Source organism: Pseudonocardia xishanensis, assembly GCF_039541715.1.
In the GTDB taxonomy this organism is placed as follows: domain Bacteria; phylum Actinomycetota; class Actinomycetes; order Mycobacteriales; family Pseudonocardiaceae; genus Pseudonocardia; species Pseudonocardia xishanensis.
The window spans coordinates 132,017-153,308 of the sequence record NZ_BAABGT010000040.1 but is presented as its reverse complement, the minus strand read 5'-3'; the positions used below and the strand labels follow the sequence as shown (position 1 = coordinate 153,308).

The 21,292-nt window shown below is 71.0% G+C and carries 20 protein-coding genes and 1 pseudogene; 12 read left to right on the top strand and 9 right to left on the bottom strand.

All coding sequences use genetic code 11. From position 1 onward, the window contains the following. Positions 1-29: 29 nt before the first annotated feature. From ABD993_RS17905 to ABD993_RS17880, 6 genes and pseudogenes are all read left to right on the top strand, one after another. On the top strand, positions 30-1,481 hold the full coding sequence (locus tag ABD993_RS17905; RefSeq protein ID WP_345419324.1) for an aldehyde dehydrogenase family protein: 1,452 nt from the start codon (positions 30-32) through the stop codon (positions 1,479-1,481). Beyond that, positions 1,478-2,460 (top strand): annotated as a pseudogene (locus ABD993_RS17900) (MaoC family dehydratase). The gene ABD993_RS17905 and the pseudogene ABD993_RS17900 overlap by 4 nt, the downstream one beginning before the upstream one ends. Further along, positions 2,457-3,401 carry an HpcH/HpaI aldolase/citrate lyase family protein gene (locus tag ABD993_RS17895; protein WP_345419322.1) on the top strand — a complete coding sequence of 315 codons (945 nt, stop codon included), beginning with the start codon at positions 2,457-2,459 and terminating at the stop codon, positions 3,399-3,401. Before ABD993_RS17900 ends, ABD993_RS17895 begins: the two are co-directional and overlap by 4 nt. Positions 3,402-3,412: 11 nt before the next feature. Then, entirely contained in the window at positions 3,413-4,606 is a 1,194-nt protein-coding gene (locus ABD993_RS17890; protein ID WP_345419319.1) for a CaiB/BaiF CoA transferase family protein, read from the top strand. Further along, the gene (locus tag ABD993_RS17885) at positions 4,572-5,420 is read left to right on the top strand and encodes an SDR family NAD(P)-dependent oxidoreductase (RefSeq protein WP_345419316.1); all 849 of its coding nucleotides are present in this window, start codon (positions 4,572-4,574) and stop codon (positions 5,418-5,420) included. Before ABD993_RS17890 ends, ABD993_RS17885 begins: the two co-directional genes overlap by 35 nt. 43 nt (positions 5,421-5,463) lie before the next feature. After that, positions 5,464-6,108 carry a TetR/AcrR family transcriptional regulator gene (locus ABD993_RS17880; RefSeq protein WP_345419313.1) on the top strand — a complete coding sequence of 215 codons (645 nt, stop codon included), beginning with the start codon at positions 5,464-5,466 and terminating at the stop codon, positions 6,106-6,108. Positions 6,109-6,126: 18 nt separating this feature from the next. Here the strand turns inward: ABD993_RS17880 and ABD993_RS17875 are convergent, their stop codons facing one another. The 8 genes from ABD993_RS17875 to ABD993_RS17840 all read right to left on the bottom strand — a co-directional run bounded on the left by ABD993_RS17875 (position 6,127) and on the right by ABD993_RS17840 (position 12,200). Then, a complete protein-coding gene (locus ABD993_RS17875; protein ID WP_345419310.1) occupies positions 6,127-6,522 on the bottom strand; it encodes an MFS transporter in 396 nt (131 codons plus the stop codon). A 7-nt stretch (positions 6,523-6,529) separates the two neighbouring features. Next, positions 6,530-7,000 carry an MFS transporter gene (locus tag ABD993_RS17870; RefSeq protein WP_345419307.1) on the bottom strand — a complete coding sequence of 157 codons (471 nt, stop codon included), beginning with the start codon at positions 6,998-7,000 and terminating at the stop codon, positions 6,530-6,532. Next, positions 6,961-7,188 carry a hypothetical protein gene (locus ABD993_RS17865; protein ID WP_345419304.1) on the bottom strand — a complete coding sequence of 76 codons (228 nt, stop codon included), beginning with the start codon at positions 7,186-7,188 and terminating at the stop codon, positions 6,961-6,963. Before ABD993_RS17865 ends, ABD993_RS17870 begins: the two co-directional genes overlap by 40 nt. Next, positions 7,182-7,433, bottom strand: coding sequence for a hypothetical protein (locus ABD993_RS17860; RefSeq protein WP_345419301.1), 252 nt, complete (start codon positions 7,431-7,433; stop codon positions 7,182-7,184). The genes ABD993_RS17865 and ABD993_RS17860 overlap by 7 nt, the downstream gene beginning before the upstream one ends. A 249-nt stretch (positions 7,434-7,682) precedes the next feature. Continuing rightward, positions 7,683-8,291, bottom strand: coding sequence for a LysR family transcriptional regulator (locus tag ABD993_RS17855; RefSeq protein WP_345419298.1), 609 nt, complete (start codon positions 8,289-8,291; stop codon positions 7,683-7,685). Positions 8,292-8,321: 30 nt separating this feature from the next. After that, entirely contained in the window at positions 8,322-9,443 is a 1,122-nt protein-coding gene (locus ABD993_RS17850; RefSeq protein ID WP_345419295.1) for an NDMA-dependent alcohol dehydrogenase, read from the bottom strand. A 7-nt stretch (positions 9,444-9,450) separates the two neighbouring features. After that, positions 9,451-10,917: an aldehyde dehydrogenase gene (locus ABD993_RS17845; protein WP_345419292.1), complete on the bottom strand. Its 1,467-nt coding sequence runs from the start codon at positions 10,915-10,917 to the stop codon at positions 9,451-9,453. A gap of 20 nt (positions 10,918-10,937) precedes the next feature. After that, positions 10,938-12,200, bottom strand: coding sequence for an acyl-CoA dehydrogenase family protein (locus ABD993_RS17840; RefSeq protein WP_345419289.1), 1,263 nt, complete (start codon positions 12,198-12,200; stop codon positions 10,938-10,940). A 101-nt stretch (positions 12,201-12,301) separates the two neighbouring features. On the opposite strand from ABD993_RS17840, the gene ABD993_RS17835 reads away from it, so the two are divergent. Genes ABD993_RS17835 through ABD993_RS17825 form a run of 3 tightly spaced genes read left to right on the top strand, consistent with a single transcriptional unit; the run spans position 12,302 to position 15,885 of the window. After that, positions 12,302-13,072, top strand: coding sequence for an SDR family oxidoreductase (locus tag ABD993_RS17835; RefSeq protein WP_345419286.1), 771 nt, complete (start codon positions 12,302-12,304; stop codon positions 13,070-13,072). A gap of 37 nt (positions 13,073-13,109) precedes the next feature. Next, a complete protein-coding gene (locus tag ABD993_RS17830; protein WP_345419283.1) occupies positions 13,110-14,522 on the top strand; it encodes an MFS transporter in 1,413 nt (470 codons plus the stop codon). Further along, complete coding sequence (locus tag ABD993_RS17825; protein ID WP_345419280.1) at positions 14,509-15,885, top strand: MmgE/PrpD family protein; 1,377 nt, start codon at positions 14,509-14,511, stop codon at positions 15,883-15,885. Before ABD993_RS17830 ends, ABD993_RS17825 begins: the two co-directional genes overlap by 14 nt. Before the next feature lie 40 nt (positions 15,886-15,925). On the opposite strand, the gene ABD993_RS17820 is transcribed toward ABD993_RS17825, so the two are convergent. Then, positions 15,926-18,043: an acetate--CoA ligase family protein gene (locus tag ABD993_RS17820; protein ID WP_345419277.1), complete on the bottom strand. Its 2,118-nt coding sequence runs from the start codon at positions 18,041-18,043 to the stop codon at positions 15,926-15,928. A gap of 37 nt (positions 18,044-18,080) precedes the next feature. On the opposite strand from ABD993_RS17820, the gene ABD993_RS17815 reads away from it, so the two are divergent. The 3 genes from ABD993_RS17815 to ABD993_RS17805 all read left to right on the top strand — a co-directional run bounded on the left by ABD993_RS17815 (position 18,081) and on the right by ABD993_RS17805 (position 21,288). Beyond that, positions 18,081-18,743 carry an RraA family protein gene (locus tag ABD993_RS17815; RefSeq protein ID WP_345419275.1) on the top strand — a complete coding sequence of 221 codons (663 nt, stop codon included), beginning with the start codon at positions 18,081-18,083 and terminating at the stop codon, positions 18,741-18,743. 58 nt (positions 18,744-18,801) lie between these two features. Next, a complete protein-coding gene (locus ABD993_RS17810; protein ID WP_345419272.1) occupies positions 18,802-19,482 on the top strand; it encodes a GntR family transcriptional regulator in 681 nt (226 codons plus the stop codon). Positions 19,483-19,656: 174 nt separating this feature from the next. Further along, positions 19,657-21,288: a class I adenylate-forming enzyme family protein gene (locus tag ABD993_RS17805; RefSeq protein ID WP_345419269.1), complete on the top strand. Its 1,632-nt coding sequence runs from the start codon at positions 19,657-19,659 to the stop codon at positions 21,286-21,288. The last annotated feature ends 4 nt before the right edge of the window (positions 21,289-21,292 follow it).

Here is a 21,292-nt window from a genome sequence, read left to right as displayed (position 1 = left end):
AAACAACTCTGATTGGTGATGCTGGAACCATGCACGACAGCGACGGAGAGGTCGCCGCACCCGGCACGACCGGGAGGAGGCGGCGATACGACCACTGGATCGCCGGGTCCCCCCGGCCGCCTGCCGCGGGCGGTCGACGGGTGTCGACCCGGCCCGGCACCGACGAGGTGGTCTGCGAGATCGCGGACGGCACGGCCGAGGACGTGCGGCAGGCTGTCGACGCCGCCGCGAAGGCGGTGGTCGAGTGGCGCTCCCGCAAGCCGGGTGAGCGAGGACGAGTGCTCGCCGCGGTCGCGGAGGCACTTCGAGCGCAGACCGCACAGCTTGCCGAGCTCGAGTCCGCGGAGTCCGGCAAGCCCGCCTGGCAGGCCCCGATAGAGATCCAGGGCGCGGCGACGTACTTCGACTTCTACGCCGGGATCGTCAACCAGGCCGCGGGCGAGGTGCTCGACCTCGGGCCGGGCATGCTCGGCTACACCCGTAGGGAGCCGTTCGGCGTCGTCGGGGTCATCACCCCGTGGAACGCCCCGCTCAACCAGGCGGCTCGGGCGGTGGCACCCGCCCTCGCCGCCGGGAACACCGTCGTGCTGAAGCCGTCCGAGTTCACGTCCGCCACGGCCCTCGAACTGGGTCGGATCGGGTCCGAAGCCGGGCTCCCGCCGGGCGTCCTCAACGTCGTGACGGGTGCCGGGGTGGCGGTCGGCCAGCCGATCGTCGAGGATTCTCGGGTCCGCAAGGTCGCGTTCACCGGCTCGATGCGCGCGGGGCGCGAGATCGGACGGATCGCCGCCGAGCGCATCCTGCCCCTGACACTCGAGCTGGGTGGCAAGTCGGCCAACATCGTCTTCGGGGACGCCGACGTCGAGGCCGCGGCCAAGGGTTCGGTCCAGGCGTTCGTGCTCAACGCGGGCCAGATCTGCAGCGCCGGAACCCGGCTGCTGGTCGACGCCGAGATCCACGACGAGTTCGTGGAGGCCCTGCTGAAGGCGTTGGCCGAGGTGAAGGCAGGCGCGACGTACGGCCCGCAGACGACCGAGGACCAGTACCGGAAGGTGCTGTCGTACTTCGAGATCGCCGAGCAGGACGGGGCCACCCTGGCCGCAGGTGGTCGTGCGGTGGGTGACGGCTGGCTGGTCGAGCCCACCGTCTACACGGGCGTGCACAACGACATGCGGATCGCCCGCGAGGAGGTGTTCGGGCCGGTGCTCGCCGTCCTGCCCTTCGACAACGAAGAGGAGGCGGTTCGGATCGCCAACGACTCGGACTACGGCCTGGCGGCGGGGGTCTGGACGCGCGACCTCGGCCGCGCCCATCGCGTCGCAGCAGAGCTCGAGGCCGGCCAGGTCTACGTCAACGGGTGGCAGGCGGGACTCGTCGAGGGTCCCTTCGGCGGCTACAAGAGCAGCGGCTACGGGCGCGAGAAGGGGATCGAGGCCTTGCAGCACTACTCGCAGACCAAGTTCGTGGCGGTGACGTTGTGAGCGACCCGGACTTCGACTCGTTCCCGTTGGTCGTGAAGGGCCGCAAGTTCGAGGACTTCACGGTCGGACAGAAGATCCCGCACCACTGGGGACGGACCCTGACCGAGGCCGACAACGCGATCTTCAGCTCGGCCACCTGCGCGTGGATCCCCCTGTACCTCAACGCGGAGTATGCGCGCGGTAGGGGCCTCCGGGACGTCGTGGTGAACCCGATGCTGGTGCTGTGCACGGTGGTCGGGCTGTCCGTCGAGGACCTCAGCGAGTCGGGTGGGCCGTTCCTCGGTGTCGACGACTGCCGGTTCGGGGTGCCCGTACACCCCGGTGACACGCTCGTCGCCCGCTCGGAGGTCGTCGACAAGCGGACCTCGTCGAGCAGGCCCGGCGTCGGGATCGTCACCTGGCACACCGAGGCGCACAACCAGCGGGGAGAGCTCGTGGTCGAGCTGCAGCGCACGAACCTCGTGGTGACGCGCGGAAAGGACCTCCTGTGAGCGAACCGACGGACGGGCTGCTGTCGGACGGCGGCTACTTCGAGGATTTCCCGGTCGGCCGCCGGATGCGCCACGCCCGCGCGGCCACCATCGACGAGGTCGAGGGCGGCTTCCTGGCCAAGCAGGTCGTGAACACGGCCCAGGCCCATTTCAACGAGCACCTGCTGCAGGGCACCGAGCTGGGCAGCGGGCGGCTCGTGTTCGGGCTCGCCACCGCGTCGATGGTCTACGGTCTCGTCGCCACCGACACCGCCGAGCACCTCGTGTCCGAGCTGGGCTGGGACAAGCTGCGCTTCCGTGCACCCATGCACCACGGCGACACCGTCGAGGCCTTCACCGAGGTCCTCGGTGTCTCGGACGACATCGACCATCCGAACGCGGGCGTCGTCCGCTTCAAGCACTGGGGCCGCCGCCAGGACGCCGTCGTGGTGTTCGAGGGCGAGCGGACCGCCCTGATCGAACGCCGAGAGCCGAGGAGCACGTCATGACCACCGCCGACCGTCCCAGCCGCCTCCGGCGCAGCGAGCTGTCCACTCCGGGGCACAGCGCGAAGATGATCACCAAGGCGTCGTCGAGCGATGCCGACCTCGTCTTCCTCGACCTGGAGGACGCCGTCGCCCCGTCGGCCAAGGACGGAGCGAGAGCCACCATCGTCGCCGGGCTGAACGAGCTCGACTGGGGCACGAAGACCCGTGCCGTCCGCGTCAACGCGGTGGGGACCCGCTGGTGCCACGACGACCTCACTGAGGTGATCAGCGGGGCCGGGCGGAACGTCGACGTCGTCATCGTCCCGAAGATCAAGGGACCGCGCGAGGTGTGGTTCGTCGACGACCTGCTCACCGGCCTGGAGACCAAGCTCGGTCTGGAGGTGGGCCGGATCGGCATCGAGGTGCTGATCGAGGAGACCGAGGCCCTCGCGCGAGTGAACGAGATCGCCGGCTGCTCTCCGCGGCTCGAGGCCCTCATCCTCGGCGTCGGCGACCTCTCGGCGAGTCAGGGCATCCGGATCGGCCACATCGGGGGCTCGGCGGACGGCGCCGACGGACTCGGCTACCCGGGAGACATCTGGCACTACGCCCGCAACCAGGTCATCGTCGCGGCACGCTCCCACGGGATCGACGCCGTGGACGGGCCCTTCGCCGACATCAAGTCCCCCGAGGCCTACCGCCGCGAGGCCACGTGGGCGTCCACCCTCGGCGCGGTCGGGAAGTGGGCGATCCACCCGAGCCAGGTCCCCGTGGCCAATGAGGTGTTCGCCCCCTCCCCGGACGAGATCAAGCAGGCCCTGGAGGTGGTCGAGGCCATGCACAAGGCCGAGGCAGAGGGTCTCGGAGCAGCGTCGTACAACGGCATGATGATCGACGCGGCGACCTCGCGCGTGTTCGAGGGCGTCCTGGACCGAGCCCGGCGCTGCGGCGTCCTGGCCTGAGGGGACCGGAGATGGCGGAGACGTCGGCGACGAGGCCGGGACCGCTCGCGGGGGTCCGCGTGCTCGACCTCACCGCGATGCTCGCGGGACCCTACGCCACCATGCTGCTCGCCGATCTCGGCGCGGACGTGGTCAAGATCGAGCCGCCCGCGGGTGACACCACGCGGATCGTCGGGCCGCTTCGGCCGGGTGACGATCCCGAGAAGGCACTGGGCGGCTACTTCCAGTCGGTGAACCGCGGCAAGGGCAGCGTGGTTCTCGACCTCAAGACCGAGGAGGGGAAGGGGCGCTTGATCGAGCTCGTCCGGGCGGCGGACGTGCTGGTCGAGAACTACTCGGCGGGTGTGATGGAGCGGCTCGGGTTGGACTACGAGGTGCTCGCCGCCGAGAACCCCCGCCTGGTCTATGGGGCCCTGCGAGGATTCGGTGACCATCGCAGCGGAGCGAGCCCGTACGAGCGGTGGCCGGCGCTGGACGTCGTCGCGCAGGCGATGGGTGGGTTCCTCAGCATCACCGGCACCGAGGACGGCGCGCCGGTGAAATCCGGCCCCGGCATCGGTGACATCTTCCCGGGCGCGTTGCTCGCGCTCGGGATCGTCTCCGCGGTCCGGCACGCCGAGCGCACGGGCGAGGGCCAGTTCGTCGACGTCGCGATGTACGACGCCGTCCTCGCGCTCTGCGAGCGGATGGTCTACCAGCACTCCATGCTCGGCATCGTCCCCCGACCGGAGGGGAACAAGCACCCGCTGCTCTCCCCGTTCGACATCCTGCCGACCGCGGACGGGTGGATCGCCGTCGCGGCACCGCAGGAGCGGTTGTGGCACGCCCTCGTCCGCACCATCGGGCGACCCGAGCTCGCCGAGGACGAGCGCTTCGCGGGCAACGCGACGAGGGCACGACGCTCGGAGGAGGTACGGGCGTTGATCGGGCCCTGGTTCCTCGAACGCACCACGGCCGAGGCGGTGCAGGCGCTGGGCGGAGTGGTCCCCGTGGGCCCGGTCAACGACGCCGCCGCGGTGTTCGCCGACCCGCACGTCGCTGCCCGCGAGATGCTCGTGGACGTGGAGCAGCCCGGGTCCGCGGAACCGGTGACGATCGTCGGCTCGCCGATGAAGCTCAGCCGCACCCCCAGCTCCGTGCGTGGGAGGGGGCCCGCGTTGGGCGAGGACGATGTCGATGTCGTCCTCGGGCGGTGGGGCCGATGACCGACTCCACTCCGGTGCCGGACTTCACCCGGCTGGGCTGGCTCGACGACCAGGTGTTCGTCGTCCTCGGCGCAGGACAGGGCATCGGCAGGCAGGCCGCACACGCGTTGAGCCAAGGGGTTCGCACGTGGTGTGCGTCGGCAGGCGCGCCGAGCCCACCGAGGCGGTCGCCGAGGAGGTGGGCGGGTCGGCGTTCCTCGGCGACGCCCAGGACCGCCCGACCATGCAACGGCTGTTCGAGACGATCGACGCGGAGCACGGCAGGCTCGACGGCATCGTCGACATCATCGCCATCGGCATCCAGGGCGGCATTCTCACCATGGGGGACGACGACTGGCAGTGGCAGTTCGACAACGTCCTGCGGCACGCCTACCTCGCACTCCAGATCGGGTCGCCGCTGATGGCCGGGGACGGGGGCGGCACCGTCACCCTCGTCAGCTCGGTGCACGGCCACGCCGTGTGGGAGCAGCCCGCTCTCGGGTACGCGGTGGCCAAGGCCGCGCTCAACCACCTGACCCGGGTCACCGCGGTCGAGCTCGGCCCGATGGGCATCCGGGTCAACGCCGCGTCGCCCGGTCTGCACACGACGCCGCGGTGGCAGGGCAAGGGCGACGAGTGGTACGAGGCAGTGGCGCAGGCCCACCCCCTCCGCCGGGTCGGCCATCCCTCCGACGTGGCGAGCGTGATCCTCTTCCTGGCCTCCGAGCTGTCGCGGAACGTGACGGGCCAGGTGCTGGTGGTCGACGGGGGTCTGACCCTGCAGTCGCCCCCGGCCGTCGCCCCCGACGCGGCAGGCGGGTTCAGCCGCAGCTGAGGCGGGAGGACCGACTGTTGGATTCAGCACTACAATTTCCGTCGTGACCGAGACGCGGGACGCGCCCAACGGCCACACCGTGCGCTCGGAACGGTCCACCCGACTCCTGATCAGGGCGGCGGGGGAGCTCATCGCCGAGGGCGGCTACGCCACGGTGACCCTGGCCATGGTGGGGGAGCGGGCAGGCTACAGCCGCAGCCTCGCCACCGCGCGCTTCGGGTCGAAGGCCAAGCTGCTCGACGCCTTGGTCGATCACATCGTCACGCGGTGGAACCTTGCGACGGTCATCCCGAAGACCGAGGGTGAGCCCGGCCTGGAGGCGCTCACCATCGTGTTGCGTTCCATCCGGGACTCCTACGGGAAGGACCCGCAGTCGCTGCGGGTCCTGTACGCGCTCATGTTCGAGGCTCTCGGCCCCGACGAGGAGCTGCGGGTGCGGTTTCGGGACTTCCACCGCGACATGCGCGCCGACCTGGCGGCGACCGTTCGACGCGGCATCGAGGACGGTTCGATCACAGCGGCAGTCGATCCCGAGGCCGAGGCCCGCTTCATCATGGCCACCCTCCGCGGGGTGGGCTACCAGTGGCGCCTGGATCCAGAGGAGTTCGAGCCGGTCAGCCCCTTGGACATGCTGATCGAGTCGACGCGCGCGAGGCTCGAGGCCGTACCGGCCCCCGCCGAACGATGAGCGGGGGCCTGTGCACGCTCAACCGGTGAGCGCGGCGGCGTGGACCGCGTCGCGGTCGCGTTCGGGACGGACCACCGCGGCCACGACGAGCCCGCCGACGAGGGCGGCGAACTCGCAGATCTGGAAGGCCGAGGCGAAACCGGCCGCCGGGGTGTCGGCGTTCTCGACGAGGAGGCCGGTGAGGGCGGGCGCGATCAGCCCGGACAGCGCCTGCAGCGCGACGAGGATGCCCAACACCGTGGACTGCATGCCGTCCGGGGCGATCATGGACACAGCGGCGTACAGCAGCGGCAGGCACAACGCGCCCGGACCGTATCCGACCGAGACCAGGGCGACCGCCAAATAGGGCTGGGAGACCGCGGGCAGGAACACGAGCAGACCGCCGCCGACCACGAGGCCGGCAGCGGCGATCACAGGCGCATCACCCGCGAGCTCGCGCCGCGGGCGAGGCGGCGGTCGGTGTCCCGGAGACGACGATCATCGCGACCATGCCGACGACGCTGGGAAGGCCGAACATGCTGCCCGCCTCGAGCCTGGTGAAGCCCAGGCCGGTCTCGAAGTAGGACGGCAGCCAGGTCAGCACGACCGCGATCAGGCCGTTCATCATGAACGTTCCCACGACGGCCCCGACGAAGGTGGGCGTGCTGAGGATCGTGCGCAGCGGTGCCCGCTTGCCACCGTCTCCGGCCCGGACCGTGTAGGGCCCCTCGCGACCGACGAACAGCCACACCGCCGCCCACGCGAACCCGAACACGGCGAGCACGACGAAGGCGGTACGCCAACCCCAGGTCACGACGACGAGTGTCAGGACCGGGGCGATCGCGATCTTCGCGATCGACGCCCCCGAGTTGATCAGTGCCGACGGAAGTCCGCGGCGGTCGGGGGGAACCACCCGAACGCCGCGACGCTGGCCGTCGCGGCACCCGGGCCCTCCGCGGCTCCGAGCGCGATGCGGCCGACCAACAGCGCGGCTCCAGTGGCCCAGCTCAGGACCGGGAGCTGGGTGATCGACCAGAGCAGGGCCAGGACGAGCAGCACCCACATCATCCCGACGCGGTCCGCGACGAACCCGGTCAGCACGCCGGTGATCGAGAACCGGAAGGAGAAGGCGCTGCCGATGAGCCGATGTCGGCGGGCGTGAGCCCCAGGTCCTGCATGAGCGGCTGCGCCGCGATGCCCAGGATCGCCTTGTTCGCCCAGTTGACGACGATGAACCTCACCGCCATCCCGGTGACCGACCATGCACGGGCCCGGCTCGGACCGGGTCGGGTGGGATCCACCGGCACGAGCTGCGTGCCGGGTGACCGTTCGTCCTGTACCGCCATCGCCAACGTCCTCCTCGTCGAACACGCCGTGGTTCCGACACCGGGGAGCGCCGCCGGAACCTCTCGGTCGAGTCAACCAAGGCGGGTCGGGCCACGACAAAGACGCAACGGACAACCCTCGAACAGGCAGAATCTATGGAACCGCCGAACGGCGGTACTAGGCTTGCTCGGTGCAGCTCCAGCAGCTCCGGGCCCTTCTCGGTGTCGTGGACGGCGGTGGGGTCGCGGCCGCGGCACGGATGCTGGGGGTCACGGCGTCGACCGTGTCGCAGGCGAATGAGGGACCTCGAGCGGGAGCTGGACGCCGGGCTCGTCTGCGAGTTCCTCGCGGCGCACCCCGGAGTCTCGGTGCGGGTGGACGATCTCGACGCGGTGGAGTCCGTCGCCGCCTCGCTCCACCACGGTCACCACGACCTGGTCATCAGCTACGTCCCCGACCCGCGCGCGACGGGTCTCGACGTCTCGGCGCCCGAACCGACTCGGACCATCCAGGCCTGCCACGAGGCCGGGGAGCGGGTCCATCTCCCACGGCGTCGTGGTCGCGACCTCCAGGCTTCCCGCGTCGAGTCCCTGCACCGCTCGCACGGCAGCGCGCGCCCGATCGACGTCGAGAGCGATGACCCGGGCGGCGACGGCGAACTCCTCGCCCGCGGTCGTCAGCCGCATGCGACCACCTGCGCGGTGGAAGATCGGTGTTCCCAGGTGCTCCTCGAGGTTCCGGATCGCCTGCGACAGCGACGGCTGCGCGAGGAACAACGCTCTGGTGGCACCGGTCACACCGCCGTGGTCGACCACCGCGAGGAAGTAGCGGGCCAGCCGCAGGTCCAGCCTGGAGTCCCGCCGCCGATCCTCGGCCATGCGCCGATCCTAGCGGCGCGCGGACGAGGGTCAGAAGCGGACGACGCCGCGGATGTTGCGCCCTGCGTGCATGTCCTCGTACCCCTTCGCGATGTCGTCCAGCGCATAGGTCGTGGTGACGAGCTCGTCGAGCTTGAGGAGACCGTCCTGGTACAGCCGTGTGAAGCGCGGGATGTCCGCGTTGGGGTTGCAGGCCCCGTACAGCGCACCCTGGAGCCGCTTCTGCGACATCGACAGCTCCATCACCGGGATCGGCAGGCCGACATCCGTCGCCTGTCCTGCGCCGGTGATCACGACGGTCCCGGCCTTGCGAACGGCCGCGAACGCCGCTCCGATGTGGTCACCGGTCGTGATGCCGACGGTCACGATCGCACTGTCCGCGCCCTGTCCGTTCGTCCGTTCCCGTGCGATTTCGGCCGCCTCGTCGAGGGTCGCCACGGCATGGCGGGCGCCGAACGCCACTGCAGTGTCGCGCTTGAACTCCACCGGGTCCACCGCGATGACGGCACCGGCACCGGCGTGCACGGCACCTTGCACCGCGTTCATGCCCACGCCGCCGACCCCGATGACGATCACCGTGTCGCCGGCGCGCACCCCCGCCGAGTTCTCGGCGGAACCCCACCCCGTGCCGACCGCGCAGCCCAGCAGGCAGAGCACCTCGAGCGGCAGGTCCCGGGGGACCTTGACCGCCGAGTCGGCGGAGACCACAGTGTGCTCGACGAACGTCGAGATCCCGCACATCTGGGCGACGGGCCGGCCGTCGAGGGTGTGCAGGCGGTAGCTCTCGGGATCATCGAACCGGCTGCCCCGCAACATGTTCGCGCCGAGGTCACACAGGTTCTGCATGCCCGAGGCGCACCACCGACAGCGCCCACAGCTCGGGAGCATCGACAGGACGACGTGGTCGCCGGGATCGAAGTCCGGCGTGTTCGGCCCGACGGCCTCGACCACTCCGGCCCCCTCGTGGCCACCGGCGACCGGGTAGACCGCCATGGGGATGTCGCCGGTCGCGAAGTGGTCGTCGGTGTGGCAGAGCCCGGAGGCCACCACCCTGACGCGGATCTCACCCGGGCGGAGCTCGTCGTCGAGCTCGAGCTCGACGACCTCGTACGGCCCCGGAGCCTTCTGCACGACCGCACCGCGGGTCCTCATCGCGCGCTCACAGCCCGCGCTCGACGATCAGCTTGGTCTCGAAGAACGCTTCGAGGCCCTCGGGGCCGCCCTCGCGACCGAGGCCGGACTGCTTGTAGCCGCCGAAGGGGGCGTCCAGGGTCGTCCCGCAGCCGTTGAGGAAGACCTGACCGGACCGGATGCGGCGGGCGAGGGAACCCGCCAGGTCCAGATCGGTCGCGTAGATCGACCCGGACAGCCCGTAGTCGGAGTCGTTGGCGATGGCCACGGCCTCGTCCAGGTCCCGGTAGCGCAGAACCGACACGACGGGGCCGAAGATCTCCTCGCGCGCGATCCGCATGTCGTTCGTGACGTCGGCGAACAGCGTGGGCTCGACGAACCAGCCGCGGGGGAGATCGGCGGGGCGACCGCCGCCCGCCGCGACGCGGGCGCCTTCGGAGCGACCGAGTTCGAGGTAGCCCTCGACCCGGTCCCGCTGCCGCTCGGCGACGAGCGGTCCGAGAGCCGTGGCGGGGTCGAACGGGTCGCCCACCTTCGTCGCGGCGAACGCCGCGGCGAGGGCCTCGACGAGGTCGTCATGGCGAACCTCGGACACCAGAACCCTGGTCAGCGCGGCACAGACCTGACCACTGTGGCCGATTCCGCCGGCGACGAGTCCAGGCAGGAACTCGTCGAAAGGGATGTCGTCGGCGATGATCGCAGCCGACTTCCCTCCGAGCTCCAGGGTGACTCTGGCGATCCGTCCCGCGCAGAGCTCCATCACTCGGCGGCCTGCCACGGTGCTGCCGGTGAAGGAGACCTTGTCCACACCCGGGTGACCGACGAGGTGCTCGCCCACCTCGCGACCGGCCGGCACGATGCTCACGACACCCTCCGGCAGGCCTGCCGCCTCGATCGCCTCCGCCATGATCAGCGTGCTGACCGGGCCCTCCCGGGCGGGCTTGGCCACCACGGTGCAGCCTGCCGCCAGTGCGGGCGCCATCTTCATGCTGATGTTGGCTGTCGGGCCGTTCCACGGGCTGATGGTCGCGACGACACCCAAGGGCTCCCGCCGCAGCGTGCCGGCGCCACTGCCCCAGTCACGGCCCTGTTCGAAGTTCATGGCGTCGAGGAGGTCGGCGTTGCGCCGCCAGAAGTGCGCCGCCATCTTCTGGATCATCTCGCTGAGCGCGAGGGGCGCCCCGACCTCGGCGGTGAAGGCGTGGGTCATCTCCGGCACCCGGGCGTCGATCTCGTCCGCGACCCGACGCAGGAGTCTGCTGCGCTCGGCCGGATCGAGGCCGGGCCAGGCACCGGAGTCGAAGGCCTGTCGGGCGGCGTCGACCGCGAGGTCGATGTCGGCGGGTGAGCCTGCAGGGACCTCACCGAGGCGCTCCTCGGTGCTGGGGGAGACCACCTCGATGAGTTCGTCGCCTGCCGGTGCGCGCCACCGGCCGCCGATGTAGAGCCTGTCGAACGAGCGCAGGCCCGTCGATGGGACCGTCGGTGCGTTCACGTGTCCTCCGTGAGGGGTCGTCAGCCCAGGGGGCTGCGCGGAAGCAGGCGGTCGCTGATGATCCGCCGCTGGATCTCGCTCGTGCCTTCGAAGATCGTGGTGAGTCGGGCGTCCCGCCAGTGGCGCTCGACCTGCTGCTCGGTCGTGTAGCCGTTGCCGCCGTGTAGCTGCATCGCCGAGTTCGTGACCCGCACGGCCATCTCGGAGGCGGCGAGCTTGACCATCGCCGACTCGCGCTCGGCGGGCTCGCCCTCGTCGATCAGGTGGGCGACCTGGCGATAGTGGGCGCGGGCCTGCTCGACCTGGGTGGCCATGTCGGCGAGGGTGAACCGCAGGGACTGGAAGTCCGCGATCGGGTGGCCGAATTGGTGGCGGTGCTGGAGGTAGGTCGTCGTGTCCTCCACAGCCGCCCTCGCGAGTCCGACCGCGCGCGCGGCGGTCTGCACCCGGGCGACGTTGAGCCCCCGCTGGATCGTCGAGAACGTCGACCGGCCCGGCTTTCCGGCGTCCGCGTCCTGGCCTGCGCCGACCGGGTCGACGAGGTCCCCCGCTGGCACCTCGACCCCGTCGAAGGTCAGGTCCCAGGTCAGGAAGCCGTGGTAGCCGATCTTGTCGATCGGCGTGCCGGTGAGGCCCGGCGGGAACCGGCCTGGCTCCTTCTCGACCAGGACGGTGCGCAGACCGGCGGACCGCGGCTCCCCGGGCTCGGGATCGCGTTCTCGGCAGAGCACCTGGATGAAGTCCGCGGCCAATGCGTTCCCGCACCACCGCTTGTGACCGTGCAGCACGAGCCGGTCCCCACGCCGCTCGACGGTGGTCCGCACGCCCGCCAGGTCGCTGCCCGCGTCGGGCTCGGACAGTGCCGCGGCACCGATCCAGGCGCCTCGCGCACTGCGGCGCAGCAGGTCTTCGCGCCGGCGCGGGTCGGCGACCGCCGTCCCCATCCCCTGCGCACGGGCGATGATGCTGGCGACGCTCATCCACGCCCGCGCCAGCTCCTCGGTCACCATGCAGTACTCGAAGACCCCGAGTCCGAGGCCGCCGTGCTCTCGGGGCACCGTGAGTCCGAAGTAGCCCAGCTCGCCCATCTTGTCGATCAGCGACCGCGGCATCTCCGCCCGCTGCGGGTCGAGCTCGTTCGCGACGGGCAGGACCTCGCGGTGGGCGAACTCGCGCGCCTGCTTCTGCAGGGCCTCTCGCTCGGCGGTATGCCACGGCGAGGGCAGACCGGGAGGTGCCGCCTCGACGGGCGTCCGCGGACGAGCGGCGGAGCTGTCGGTCATGGATCTCCTGTCGAACGACGGTGGTCGACGTCCGTCCTACCGCTTCGGCGCCCGGAAGAGAAGGAAAAAATTTGCTAGTTGACAAATTATTCTTCAACCGCATGATCGGGGAGGTGGAGGTGTCCTTCGAGAACCGGGTAGTGGTCGTCACCGGGGCCGCGGGCGGGTTCGGCTCTGCGATCAGCGAGGGCTTCGGCGCGGCGGGCGCTCACGTGGTGGTGTCCGACGTCGACATCCCGGGCGCGGAGAAGGTGGCGGCGTCCCTCCCGTCCGCGCTCGCGATCGGTGCCGACGTCACCGATCCCGAAGCGATGCGGTCGCTGGTGGACGCCGCCGTGGGCACGTACGGCCGCGTGGACATCATGGTCAACAACGCCGGGCTCCCACATCTGGCCGCGCCCATGATCGAGATGAGCGTCGAGGAGGTCGACGCCCAGCTCGCGGTCAACGTGCGGAGTGTCTTCCTCGGCTGCAAGTTCGCGGTACCCGCGATGCGGCGGACGGCCGGGGGCGGGGTGATCGTGAACGTCGCGTCGATCGCGGGGCGCAGGCCGCGGCCGGGCATGACCGTCTACAACGCCACCAAGGGCGCCGTGATCACCCTGACCCGGGGCCTCGCGGGCGAGCTCGCCCCGGACGTGCGCGTGAACGCCCTCAACCCCGTGGTGTCCGAGACCGGCTTCATCAAGAACTCCATGGGCGTGGACACCCTCTCCGAGGAGGCGAGAGCCCAGCTCGTCGCGGGCATTCCCATGGGACGGACCGCGGTCCCCACCGACGTCGCCAATGCAGCGGTGTATCTCGCCTCCGACCAGGCGGGCTTCCTCACCGGAGTCTGCCTGGACGTCGACGGCGGCCGCAGCATCGCCTGACCGGCCATTTCCCAGAATGCCTCACCGTGGAGGAGAGATGACCTCACCCGAACCCGATGCCGTCGGCTCACCCAGCGACAGGCTCGAACGCATCCCGATCCTCACCCGCTCACACCGCGGCTGGATCGTGGTGCTGGGTCTGCTGCTGTTCTTCGACATGGGCGATCTCAACACGTTCGCCTACGCCGCACCCGCCATCCGTGAGGAGTGGGGGCTGACGGTGGGCGACATCGGTTTCGTGACGGCGATGTCCTTCCTCGGCATGTTCGTCGGCTCCATCGTGGGCGGACGACTGGCCGACAGGTTCGGCCGCAAGCGACTCATCATCGCGGCGACCGTGTTCTACTCGCTGTTCTCGCTGGCGTCCGCTTTCGCGGTCGGCGTCGTCGACCTCGCCGTCTACCGGGTTCTGACCGGTGTCGGCCTGCAGGCGATGACGGTGGTCCTGCTGACCTACATCTCCGAGATGTACCCGAAGCGTTCGCGAGGACGGATCCAGGCCCTGATCCTTGCCTTCAGCCTGCTCGGCATCCCGATGATGGCGGGTTTCGCCCGGTGGGTGATCCCGCACGGCGAGGGTGCCTGGCGTTGGATCTTCGTCCTGGGAGCGGTCGGCCTGGTCGTCGCGCTCGTCGCCGTTCGTGCGCTGCCCGAGTCGGTGCGGTGGACCTCCGCCAACGGCGCCGGCGACCGGAGCGATCGCCTGGTCACCCGCCTGGAGGAGGAGGCCCGCCGTCGCACCGGCGCCGAGCTGCCGCCCGTCGAGCAGCAGCCGGCACCCCTCCCGGCGACGCCCGGCGAGATGTTCCGCCCGCCCTTCGGCAAGCGCGTGCTGGTCCTCAGCGCGTACATGATCGTCGCGGTCTCGGTCTTCTACGGCTTCAACGCCTGGATGCCCACCCTGCTGGTGGAGAACGGGTACACCACGGCGGAGAGCCTGACCTTCAGCTCGATCATCGGGATCGCGGCCTGCCCGGGTGCGCTGCTGGCGATGCTCTTCATCGACCGTGTCGAGCGACGGACCGCGCTGCTCGTCATCAACTTCGTGGTCGCAGGCATGCTCCTCACCTTCGCGTTCGTCGACAGCTACGGTGTGCTGCTGGTCTGCGGCTTCCTGCTCGTGCTGATCATGCAGGCGGGCACCGCCTGCACCTACGCGTACCTGCCGGAGATCTTCCCGACGCGCCTGCGTGGGCTCGGTGCCGGGATCGGCAACGGCGCGGGACGGCTGGCGACGTTCGCCAGCAGCTTCCTGATCGCCTCCCTGCTCGCGGGCCTCGGCAGCGGCACCGTCTTCGTCGCGCTCGGGTGCGCGGGCATCGTCGCGGGCATCGTCATCGGCGTCTTCGGGGAGCGGACGCGGAACCGGTCGCTCGAGGTGATCTCCGAGGGCGTCGGGTCCGAGGCGGAGCCGGGTCAGTCGGCGACTGAGGCGGGTGCGCGGGGATGACGGAGCACCGGTGACGGTGCTGGGGGACGCGACCCCGCGCAGTCTCACGCGCGCCGTGGTCGACAGGGTCCGGCCTCTCCGGTTCGATCTGATGCCCGAACCCGTGCGACGCACCGCCGTCCACTGCGTGCTCGACGTGGTCGGGGTGGCTGTCGTGGGGTCGACCACCCCGCCTGCCACCCTGGTGCGAGCGGAGATGTTCGACGAGCGGTCGTCCGGACCCGCCGGCGTGGTCGGCGACCCCCGCCGGCTGCCCGCCGCGGCCGCCGCGCTGGTGAACGGGACGGCAGCCCACGCCCTGGACTTCGACGACGTCAGCGCCGCCATGGGCGGGCACCCCTCGACGGTCGTCCTGCCCGCCGCGCTCGCCGCGGCCGAACGGCACGGCCTCGACGGGCCGGAGATGCTCGCCGCGTTCGTCGCCGGTGTGGAGACGGCGTGTCTCGTCGGCAGGCTCATGGGCCCGGAGCACTACGCCCGCGGGTTCCACACGACCGCCACGGTCGGTGCGGTCGGCGCGGCGGCGACTGCCGCCCACGCCGCTGCACTCGACGAGGACGGCTGGTGTCGGGCACTCGGGATCGCCGCCACCCGGGCGGCCGGGCTGAAGTCGATGTTCGGGACGATGACCAAACCCCTGCACGCGGGCTTCGCGGCCGAGACCGGTGTCCGCGCAGCGTCGCTCGCCGCGCGCGGGTTCACCGCACACCGCGACGTGCTGGGCGCCGAGCAGGGCTTCCGAGAAGTGCTGGGCGGCACCGGGGTCCTCCCGCCCGAGGGCGCGTTCGACATCCTGGACGTGCTGTTCAAGCGGCATGCGTCGTGCTTCCTCACCCACTCCTCGGTCGAGGGGCTGCTGCGGCTTCGTGAGCAGGGACTGCGCGCCGACGAGGTCGAGGCGGTCCGGCTGCGTGTGCCCCCGGGGCACCTGCGGGTCTGTGCGATTCCCGATCCCACGACGCCGCTGGAGGCCAAGTTCAGTCTCCGGCACACGGCCGCGCTCGCCCTCGTCACCGGCGACCTGTCCGAGCGGTCGTTCACCGCCGAGTCGCCTGCCGACCCGAGGCTCGCGGCCGTCCGCGAACGCGTCGACATCGTGGCTCGTGCGGACGACAGCCCGGCCACAGAGGTCCGGGTCCGCCGCCGTCACGGCCCTGAGCTCGTCGCCGAGGTCGACGTCAGCGTCCCCGACCCGGCGACACCGAGCGAGCTCGACCGGCGTGAGGTCGTGCTGCGACGCAAGCTCCTCGGCCTCGTCGAGCCACATGTCGGAGCGGACCGGACGGCTCGCATGCTCACCGCGATCGAGGGGCTGCCGACCGCCCGGACACTCGACGACCTCCGGGCGGCCGTGGCCGTGTGAGGGCGTGGGTCAGCCCGCGAGACGGGATCGGCAGCTGGAGCTACTCGCCGTCCATGTCGGTGGTCACCAGGATGTCTGCGGCCTTTGCACCCGCGCCTTCGACGCCGACGACGAGCGGGTTGACCTCGACCTCGAGGCGATGGCCTGCCGTGACGGCGCCCAGCCTGCTGAAAGCGGCGATCGCACGTGTCGCGGCGGCGACGTCGGCGCGCGGCGAGCCGCGGAAGCCGTCGAGCAGGGGCCAGCCTCGCAGCCGGCGCAGGAGGTCCTCGGCCTCGGCCTCGTCCACCGGGGCGGTAGCCGAGGCGAGGTCGCGGTAGAGCTCCGTCGTGACGCCGCCCACCCCGACCGTGAGGATCGACGGGAAGCCGTCGCCGCCGCTGGTCAGAGCCAGGATCAGCTCGGTCCCGGAGGGGATCATCTCCTGGACCAGGATGCCCCGGAGGTCCGGCAGGTCGAGCTCGGCGCCGCGAGCCTGCAGCCGCTCGAACGCCGCGGGCACGTCTGCGGCGTCCACGCCGAGCTCGACGCCACCGACGTCCGACTTGTGGAGCAGGGACGGGGAATGGATCTTGAGAGCGAAGGATCCGCCCGCGGCGGCGACCACAGCCGCCTCGGTCGCCGTGGTCGCCACGGCGCTGCGGGGGTGGTCGACGCCCAACCGATCGAGGAGAACGTCTCCGGCGGATCCGGAAGCCGTCGTCCTGACCAGCGACATCAGCTCGTCGTCCGACTCCGCCGTCGACGACCGCCGCTCGCGTACCGGGGCGAGCAGCCTGCCCACCGCACGCGTCACCGACGACACCGAGGCGAAAGCCGGCACTCCGGCCTCGTGCAGCAGGGCCCGGCCCTGCAGGGTGAGGTCGTTCCCCGCGAGCCACGTGAGGTAGACCGGGACCGGTAGGTCGGGCAGCGTGCGCACCAGGTCTCGGGCGAGCGCCGCCGCCGCATCGCCGGTCACCATGGTCAGTACGACCTGGATGAAGTCGATCTCGGCGTCCGCGAGGATCCGGCAGACCTCACCCAGGGACCGCTCCCTGGCCTTGGGGCTGAGGATCTCCGCGGTCACGTCGACCGGGTTGGCCACGGCGCCGAAGGATGGGATGAGGGGAGCGAGGCGTTCCCGGACCGCGGCCGACAGCTCCGGGACGGTGAGGCCCGCGAGGTCGCACTGGTCGGCGGCGAGACCGCCGGCCCCGCCCGAGGTGGTCACGATGGCGGCTCGTCCACCGGCGGGAGGGTTGGCGGCCACGATCGCGCCGACCAGCAGCTCGTCGACGTCGTCGACCTGCAGCACGCCCTCCTCGTGGCAGACCAGCGACAGTGCCGCGTCGTCGCCCAGCATCGAACCGGTGTGCGACGCTGCTGCGCGCTTGCCGGACTCCGACCTGCCCGTGCGCAACAGGACGATCCGGACGCCGCGGTCCCGGGCCTCCCGGCACAGGGCGGTGAACCGGGCGCCGTCGCCGATGCCTTCCGCATACAGCATGACGACGCGGACGGCCTCGTCCATGACCAGGGTGCGGGCGATCTCCACGAGATCCAGGTCGACCTGGTTGCCGGTGCTCACCCACGCCGTGAGACCGACGCCGAGCTCGGCTGCGAGGTCGAGCACCGAGCCGCCGACGGCCCCGCTCTGGCCGACGTACGCGATGCCGGACGCGGGGGGCAGCTCCCGGTCCACCGCGCCGGTGAAGGTGGCGAACAGGTGCGAAGGGGCGTACATGAGCCCCTGGCAGTTCGGGCCCACCACTCGGATGCCGTGCCGTGCCGCGACGTCGCGCAGCTGCTCCTGCAGCTGCGCGCCCTCAGGGCCGGTCTCGCCGAAGCCCGACGCGAACACCACCACCGCGACGGCTCCGGCCTTCGCCGCCGCCTCGACGACCTCGGCCGTGGCCGCGGCGGGGACGAAGCTCAGCACGAGATCGACCGGGCCGGGGACCTCGGCGAGGGTGGGATGGCAGGGGATGCCGAGGATCTCCCGGTAGCGGGGGTTCACGGGATGGATCTTGCCGGTGTACCCGCGCTCGGCGAGGTAGCGGAGTGGGCGGGACATCGCCTTCGCCGGATCACCGGACACGCCGACCAGCGCGACCGAGCGGGGTGCGAAGAGGCGAGCGAGCGGGATCTCCTCGGACGAGGCCGACTGCAGCGACATATATAGAGTATAAACCCATCGAGTGGAGGGAGAAGCGATGACCGATGTGGTCGAGCAGTTCACGCGGCTGGACGCGTGCACGGTGTCCGACGCCTGCGACGCCTTGGGGATCGATGCGGTCGCCCCGGGCCTGGCGGCGTTGTGGGCAGGGGCGGCCGTCTGCGGTCGGGCGGTGACCGTGCGGTTGGCCGAGGTCGACCCCGAGAACCCGCCACGCACCACGGTCCACCTCGGTGTCGAGGCGATCGAGCGCAGCGCCCCCGGTGACGTCATCGTGGTCGCCAACGAGGGGCGCACCGGCATGGGCGGCTGGGGTGGGCTGCTGTCGCGGGCCGCGCTGCGCAAGGGGGTTGCGGGGGTGGTGGTCGACGGGGCCTGCCGCGACATCGACGAGGCCCGACAGCAGGGTTTCCCGGTGTTCGGGCTCGCCGGGACGCCGCGCACCGCTCGGGGGCGTGTTCACCAGGTCGAGTGCGGGGGTGTCGTGACGGTGGCAGGCCGCTCCGTCGAACCGGGAGACGTCGTCGTGGCCGACGGCAGTGGTGTGGTGGTGGTGCCCGCCGCGCAGGCGGGGCCGGTGCTGCACCGAGCGGAGCAGATCGCGGCCCGCGAGGCCGAGATGGTGCGACTGCTCGATTCGGGACTCGAGCCGTCCGGTGTCCTCGGCGGCGCCTATGAGGACATGCTCCGGCGGGCCTGATCGCCTCGGGCGCGTAGCTCTTATAGAGTGTGAAACGGTACGGCAGGTGGGGGTAGGGATGAGCGCAGGCGAGATCTACACCGCGGTGACCGCGCCGTCGTACGGTGTCCGCGCCCTGACCAAGGCCGAGTACGCCCATGAGTGGATCCGCGAGCGCATCCTCAGCGGCGAGTTCCAGCCCGGCATGGCGCTCGACCCGGAGGCGCTGTCGAGCCGGCTGGGCGTGTCGACGACACCTCTGCGTGAGGCGGTGCGCAGGCTGGAGACCGAACAGCTCGTGTCCACCGCCGCCCACCGGCACGTCTACGTGGCCCCCCTGGAGTACGAGACGCTCGCCGAGGTCTTCGTGGTGCGTCTGGAGACGGAGCCGCTCGCGAGCCGACTGGCGACCGCGGCGGCCTCCGACAGCGAGCTGCAGGCCATCGCGGAGCTCGTCGACAACCCGCCCGCCGCCGACGACGCCCTCACCCTGCTGCGCTACAACGGCGCCATCCATCGTCAGATCTACCGGGCGAGCCACAACACCGTCCTCATCCGTGTGCTCGACCAGCTGTCCGACCTCGTGGACCGCTATCGCGCGCTCGCCTTCCGGAGGGACCCGGGAGTCTCGACGGCCCATCGCAACCACAGCGAGATCATCGCCGCCCTGATCGCCAGGGACGGAGACCTGGCGAGCCGCCTGATGCGCGACCACGTCTCCTACGGCTTCGAGCGGATGCGGAAGCAAGAAGGGGCCTGACCTCGCCCGGTCGGGCGAGGTCCGTGCTCGACAGAGTGACTTTATATTCCATAAACTGTGGCAACGGTGCTCTGAGGCGCGTCCACCACGGCGGCGCCGGCTCCGGGACATGGGAGGTCGATGATGCCTGAACCCGGCAGAGGGGAACCGACGAACGGCGCGGGGTGGACGGCGGTGGACGACCTCACGCCCCCCGCGCTGCGACAGACGTGGCGCGACCGCGGCTTCTACGACGAGTTCGATCTCTACGGCGCCTTCCGGGCGACGGCGACCGCTCGACCGGACCATCCCGCGGTGGTCGACGCGGACCGGACGCTCACCTACCGCGAGCTGCTCGCGGCCGTCGACCGGATCGCCGTCCTGCTCGACCGCGAGGGTGTCCTGCCCGGCGACGTCGTCGCGGTACAGCTCCCCAACAGCTGGGTCAGCTGCGCGGTGGACTTCGCCATCGCGGCCGTCGGTGCGATCTGCATGCCGTTCCCGGCCCACTACCGGGAGCGCGAGGTGACCCAGCTCCTCGGCAGGGCCGCCGCATCGGCCTACATCGGCCCCCGGTCCTACCACGGCAGCGACCACATCGCGATGGTCGAGACACTGCGCGCCGAGCTGCCGAGTCTTCGCACACTCGTGGTCGCGGACCGGGAACAGGACGCCCACCCCGCCCTGCTCGCCGCCTTACGCGAGTCGACGCCCTGGGCGGCACGTCGCGTGGACCCGTCCGCGGGGTGTCGTGTGTTCGTCACCTCCGGCACGGAGTCCGCACCGAAGATGGTCCTCTACAGCCACGAGGCCGTGGGGCGGCCCTTCGAGGTGATGCAGTCGGAGATGGGTATCGACGCCACGGCGCGGATGTACCCGGGGGTCCCGCTCGGGTCCGGCATGGGCGTCCAGGTCTGCGCGCTGCTCGCCCGGCACGGCGCGACCGTCGTGCTGACACCTGCGTTCAAGGCGGACGCGGCGCTCGATGTCCTCGAGCGTCACCGGGTCACGCACTTCTACGGCGTGCCGACCATGGTTCAGATGATGCTCGCGCAGCCGAGCTTCGCCGACCGGGACCTCACGGCGCTTCGCGTGGTCGTGTCTGCGGGCTCCTCGCTTCCCGCTCACCTCGCGCGCAAGCTGCGGGAGGATCTGGGGCTCGGCACCATCTCCTTCTACGGCTGCTCCGACGGGGTCAGCATCAACACGGGACTCGACCTGCCCATCGACATCGCGGCGGTGACCGTCGGGCGGTCCGACGAGCGGGTCAGCACGGTGAAGATCGTGACCTCCGACGGGGCCGACGTGCCTCGCGGGGAGCCCGGCGAGATCTGGGGGATCGGGCCGTTCGCCCCACTCCGCTACCTCAACAGCCCGGAGCTCGACGCCCGTTACCGGACCGCGGACGGATGGGTGCGGACCGGCGACCTCGGTGTCATGCGCGAGGACGGCAACGTGGCGATCGTGGGGCGGGTCAAGGACATCATCATCCGCGGCGGGTTCAACATCTCCCCGACGGAGATCGACGATCTCCTGGCGGCCCACCCGGACATCGCTCAGGCCTCGTGCATCGGCGTGCCCGACGAGCGGCTCGGCGAGGTCGTGTGCGCCGCCGTCGTGCTGCGCGAGGGTGCTGAGCCGCCGACCGTCGCGTCCCTCGGGGAGTTCCTGCTCGCCGAGGGCCTGTCCAAGTACAAGCTGCCGGAGCGGATCGTCGTCCGCGCCGAGCTCCCGACCAGCCCGGTCGGCAAGATCTTGAAGCGCGTCCTGCGCGACGAGGTCGCGGCCAAGCTCGCCACGCCCGCGCCCTCCGTCCCCACACTCTGAGGAG

Bases quoted from the DNA above. Each gene is read 5' to 3' on its own strand.
- ABD993_RS17835 (WP_345419286.1), top strand. From the start codon at position 12,302: ATGATCGGGGAGGTGGAGGTGTCCTTCGAGAACCGGGTAGTGGTCGTC.
- ABD993_RS17895 (WP_345419322.1), top strand. From the start codon at position 2,457: ATGACCACCGCCGACCGTCCCAGCCGCCTCCGGCGCAGCGAGCTGTCC.
- ABD993_RS17850 (WP_345419295.1), bottom strand. From the start codon at position 9,443: ATGAGGACCCGCGGTGCGGTCGTGCAGAAGGCTCCGGGGCCGTACGAG.
- ABD993_RS17810 (WP_345419272.1), top strand. From the start codon at position 18,802: ATGAGCGCAGGCGAGATCTACACCGCGGTGACCGCGCCGTCGTACGGT.
- ABD993_RS17820 (WP_345419277.1), bottom strand. From the start codon at position 18,043: ATGTCGCTGCAGTCGGCCTCGTCCGAGGAGATCCCGCTCGCTCGCCTC.
- ABD993_RS17890 (WP_345419319.1), top strand. From the start codon at position 3,413: ATGGCGGAGACGTCGGCGACGAGGCCGGGACCGCTCGCGGGGGTCCGC.
- ABD993_RS17905 (WP_345419324.1), top strand. From the start codon at position 30: ATGCACGACAGCGACGGAGAGGTCGCCGCACCCGGCACGACCGGGAGG.
- ABD993_RS17885 (WP_345419316.1), top strand. From the start codon at position 4,572: ATGTCGATGTCGTCCTCGGGCGGTGGGGCCGATGACCGACTCCACTCC.
- ABD993_RS17815 (WP_345419275.1), top strand. From the start codon at position 18,081: ATGACCGATGTGGTCGAGCAGTTCACGCGGCTGGACGCGTGCACGGTG.
- ABD993_RS17830 (WP_345419283.1), top strand. From the start codon at position 13,110: ATGACCTCACCCGAACCCGATGCCGTCGGCTCACCCAGCGACAGGCTC.
- ABD993_RS17860 (WP_345419301.1), bottom strand. From the start codon at position 7,433: ATGGCGGTACAGGACGAACGGTCACCCGGCACGCAGCTCGTGCCGGTG.
- ABD993_RS17855 (WP_345419298.1), bottom strand. From the start codon at position 8,291: ATGGCCGAGGATCGGCGGCGGGACTCCAGGCTGGACCTGCGGCTGGCC.
- ABD993_RS17840 (WP_345419289.1), bottom strand. From the start codon at position 12,200: ATGACCGACAGCTCCGCCGCTCGTCCGCGGACGCCCGTCGAGGCGGCA.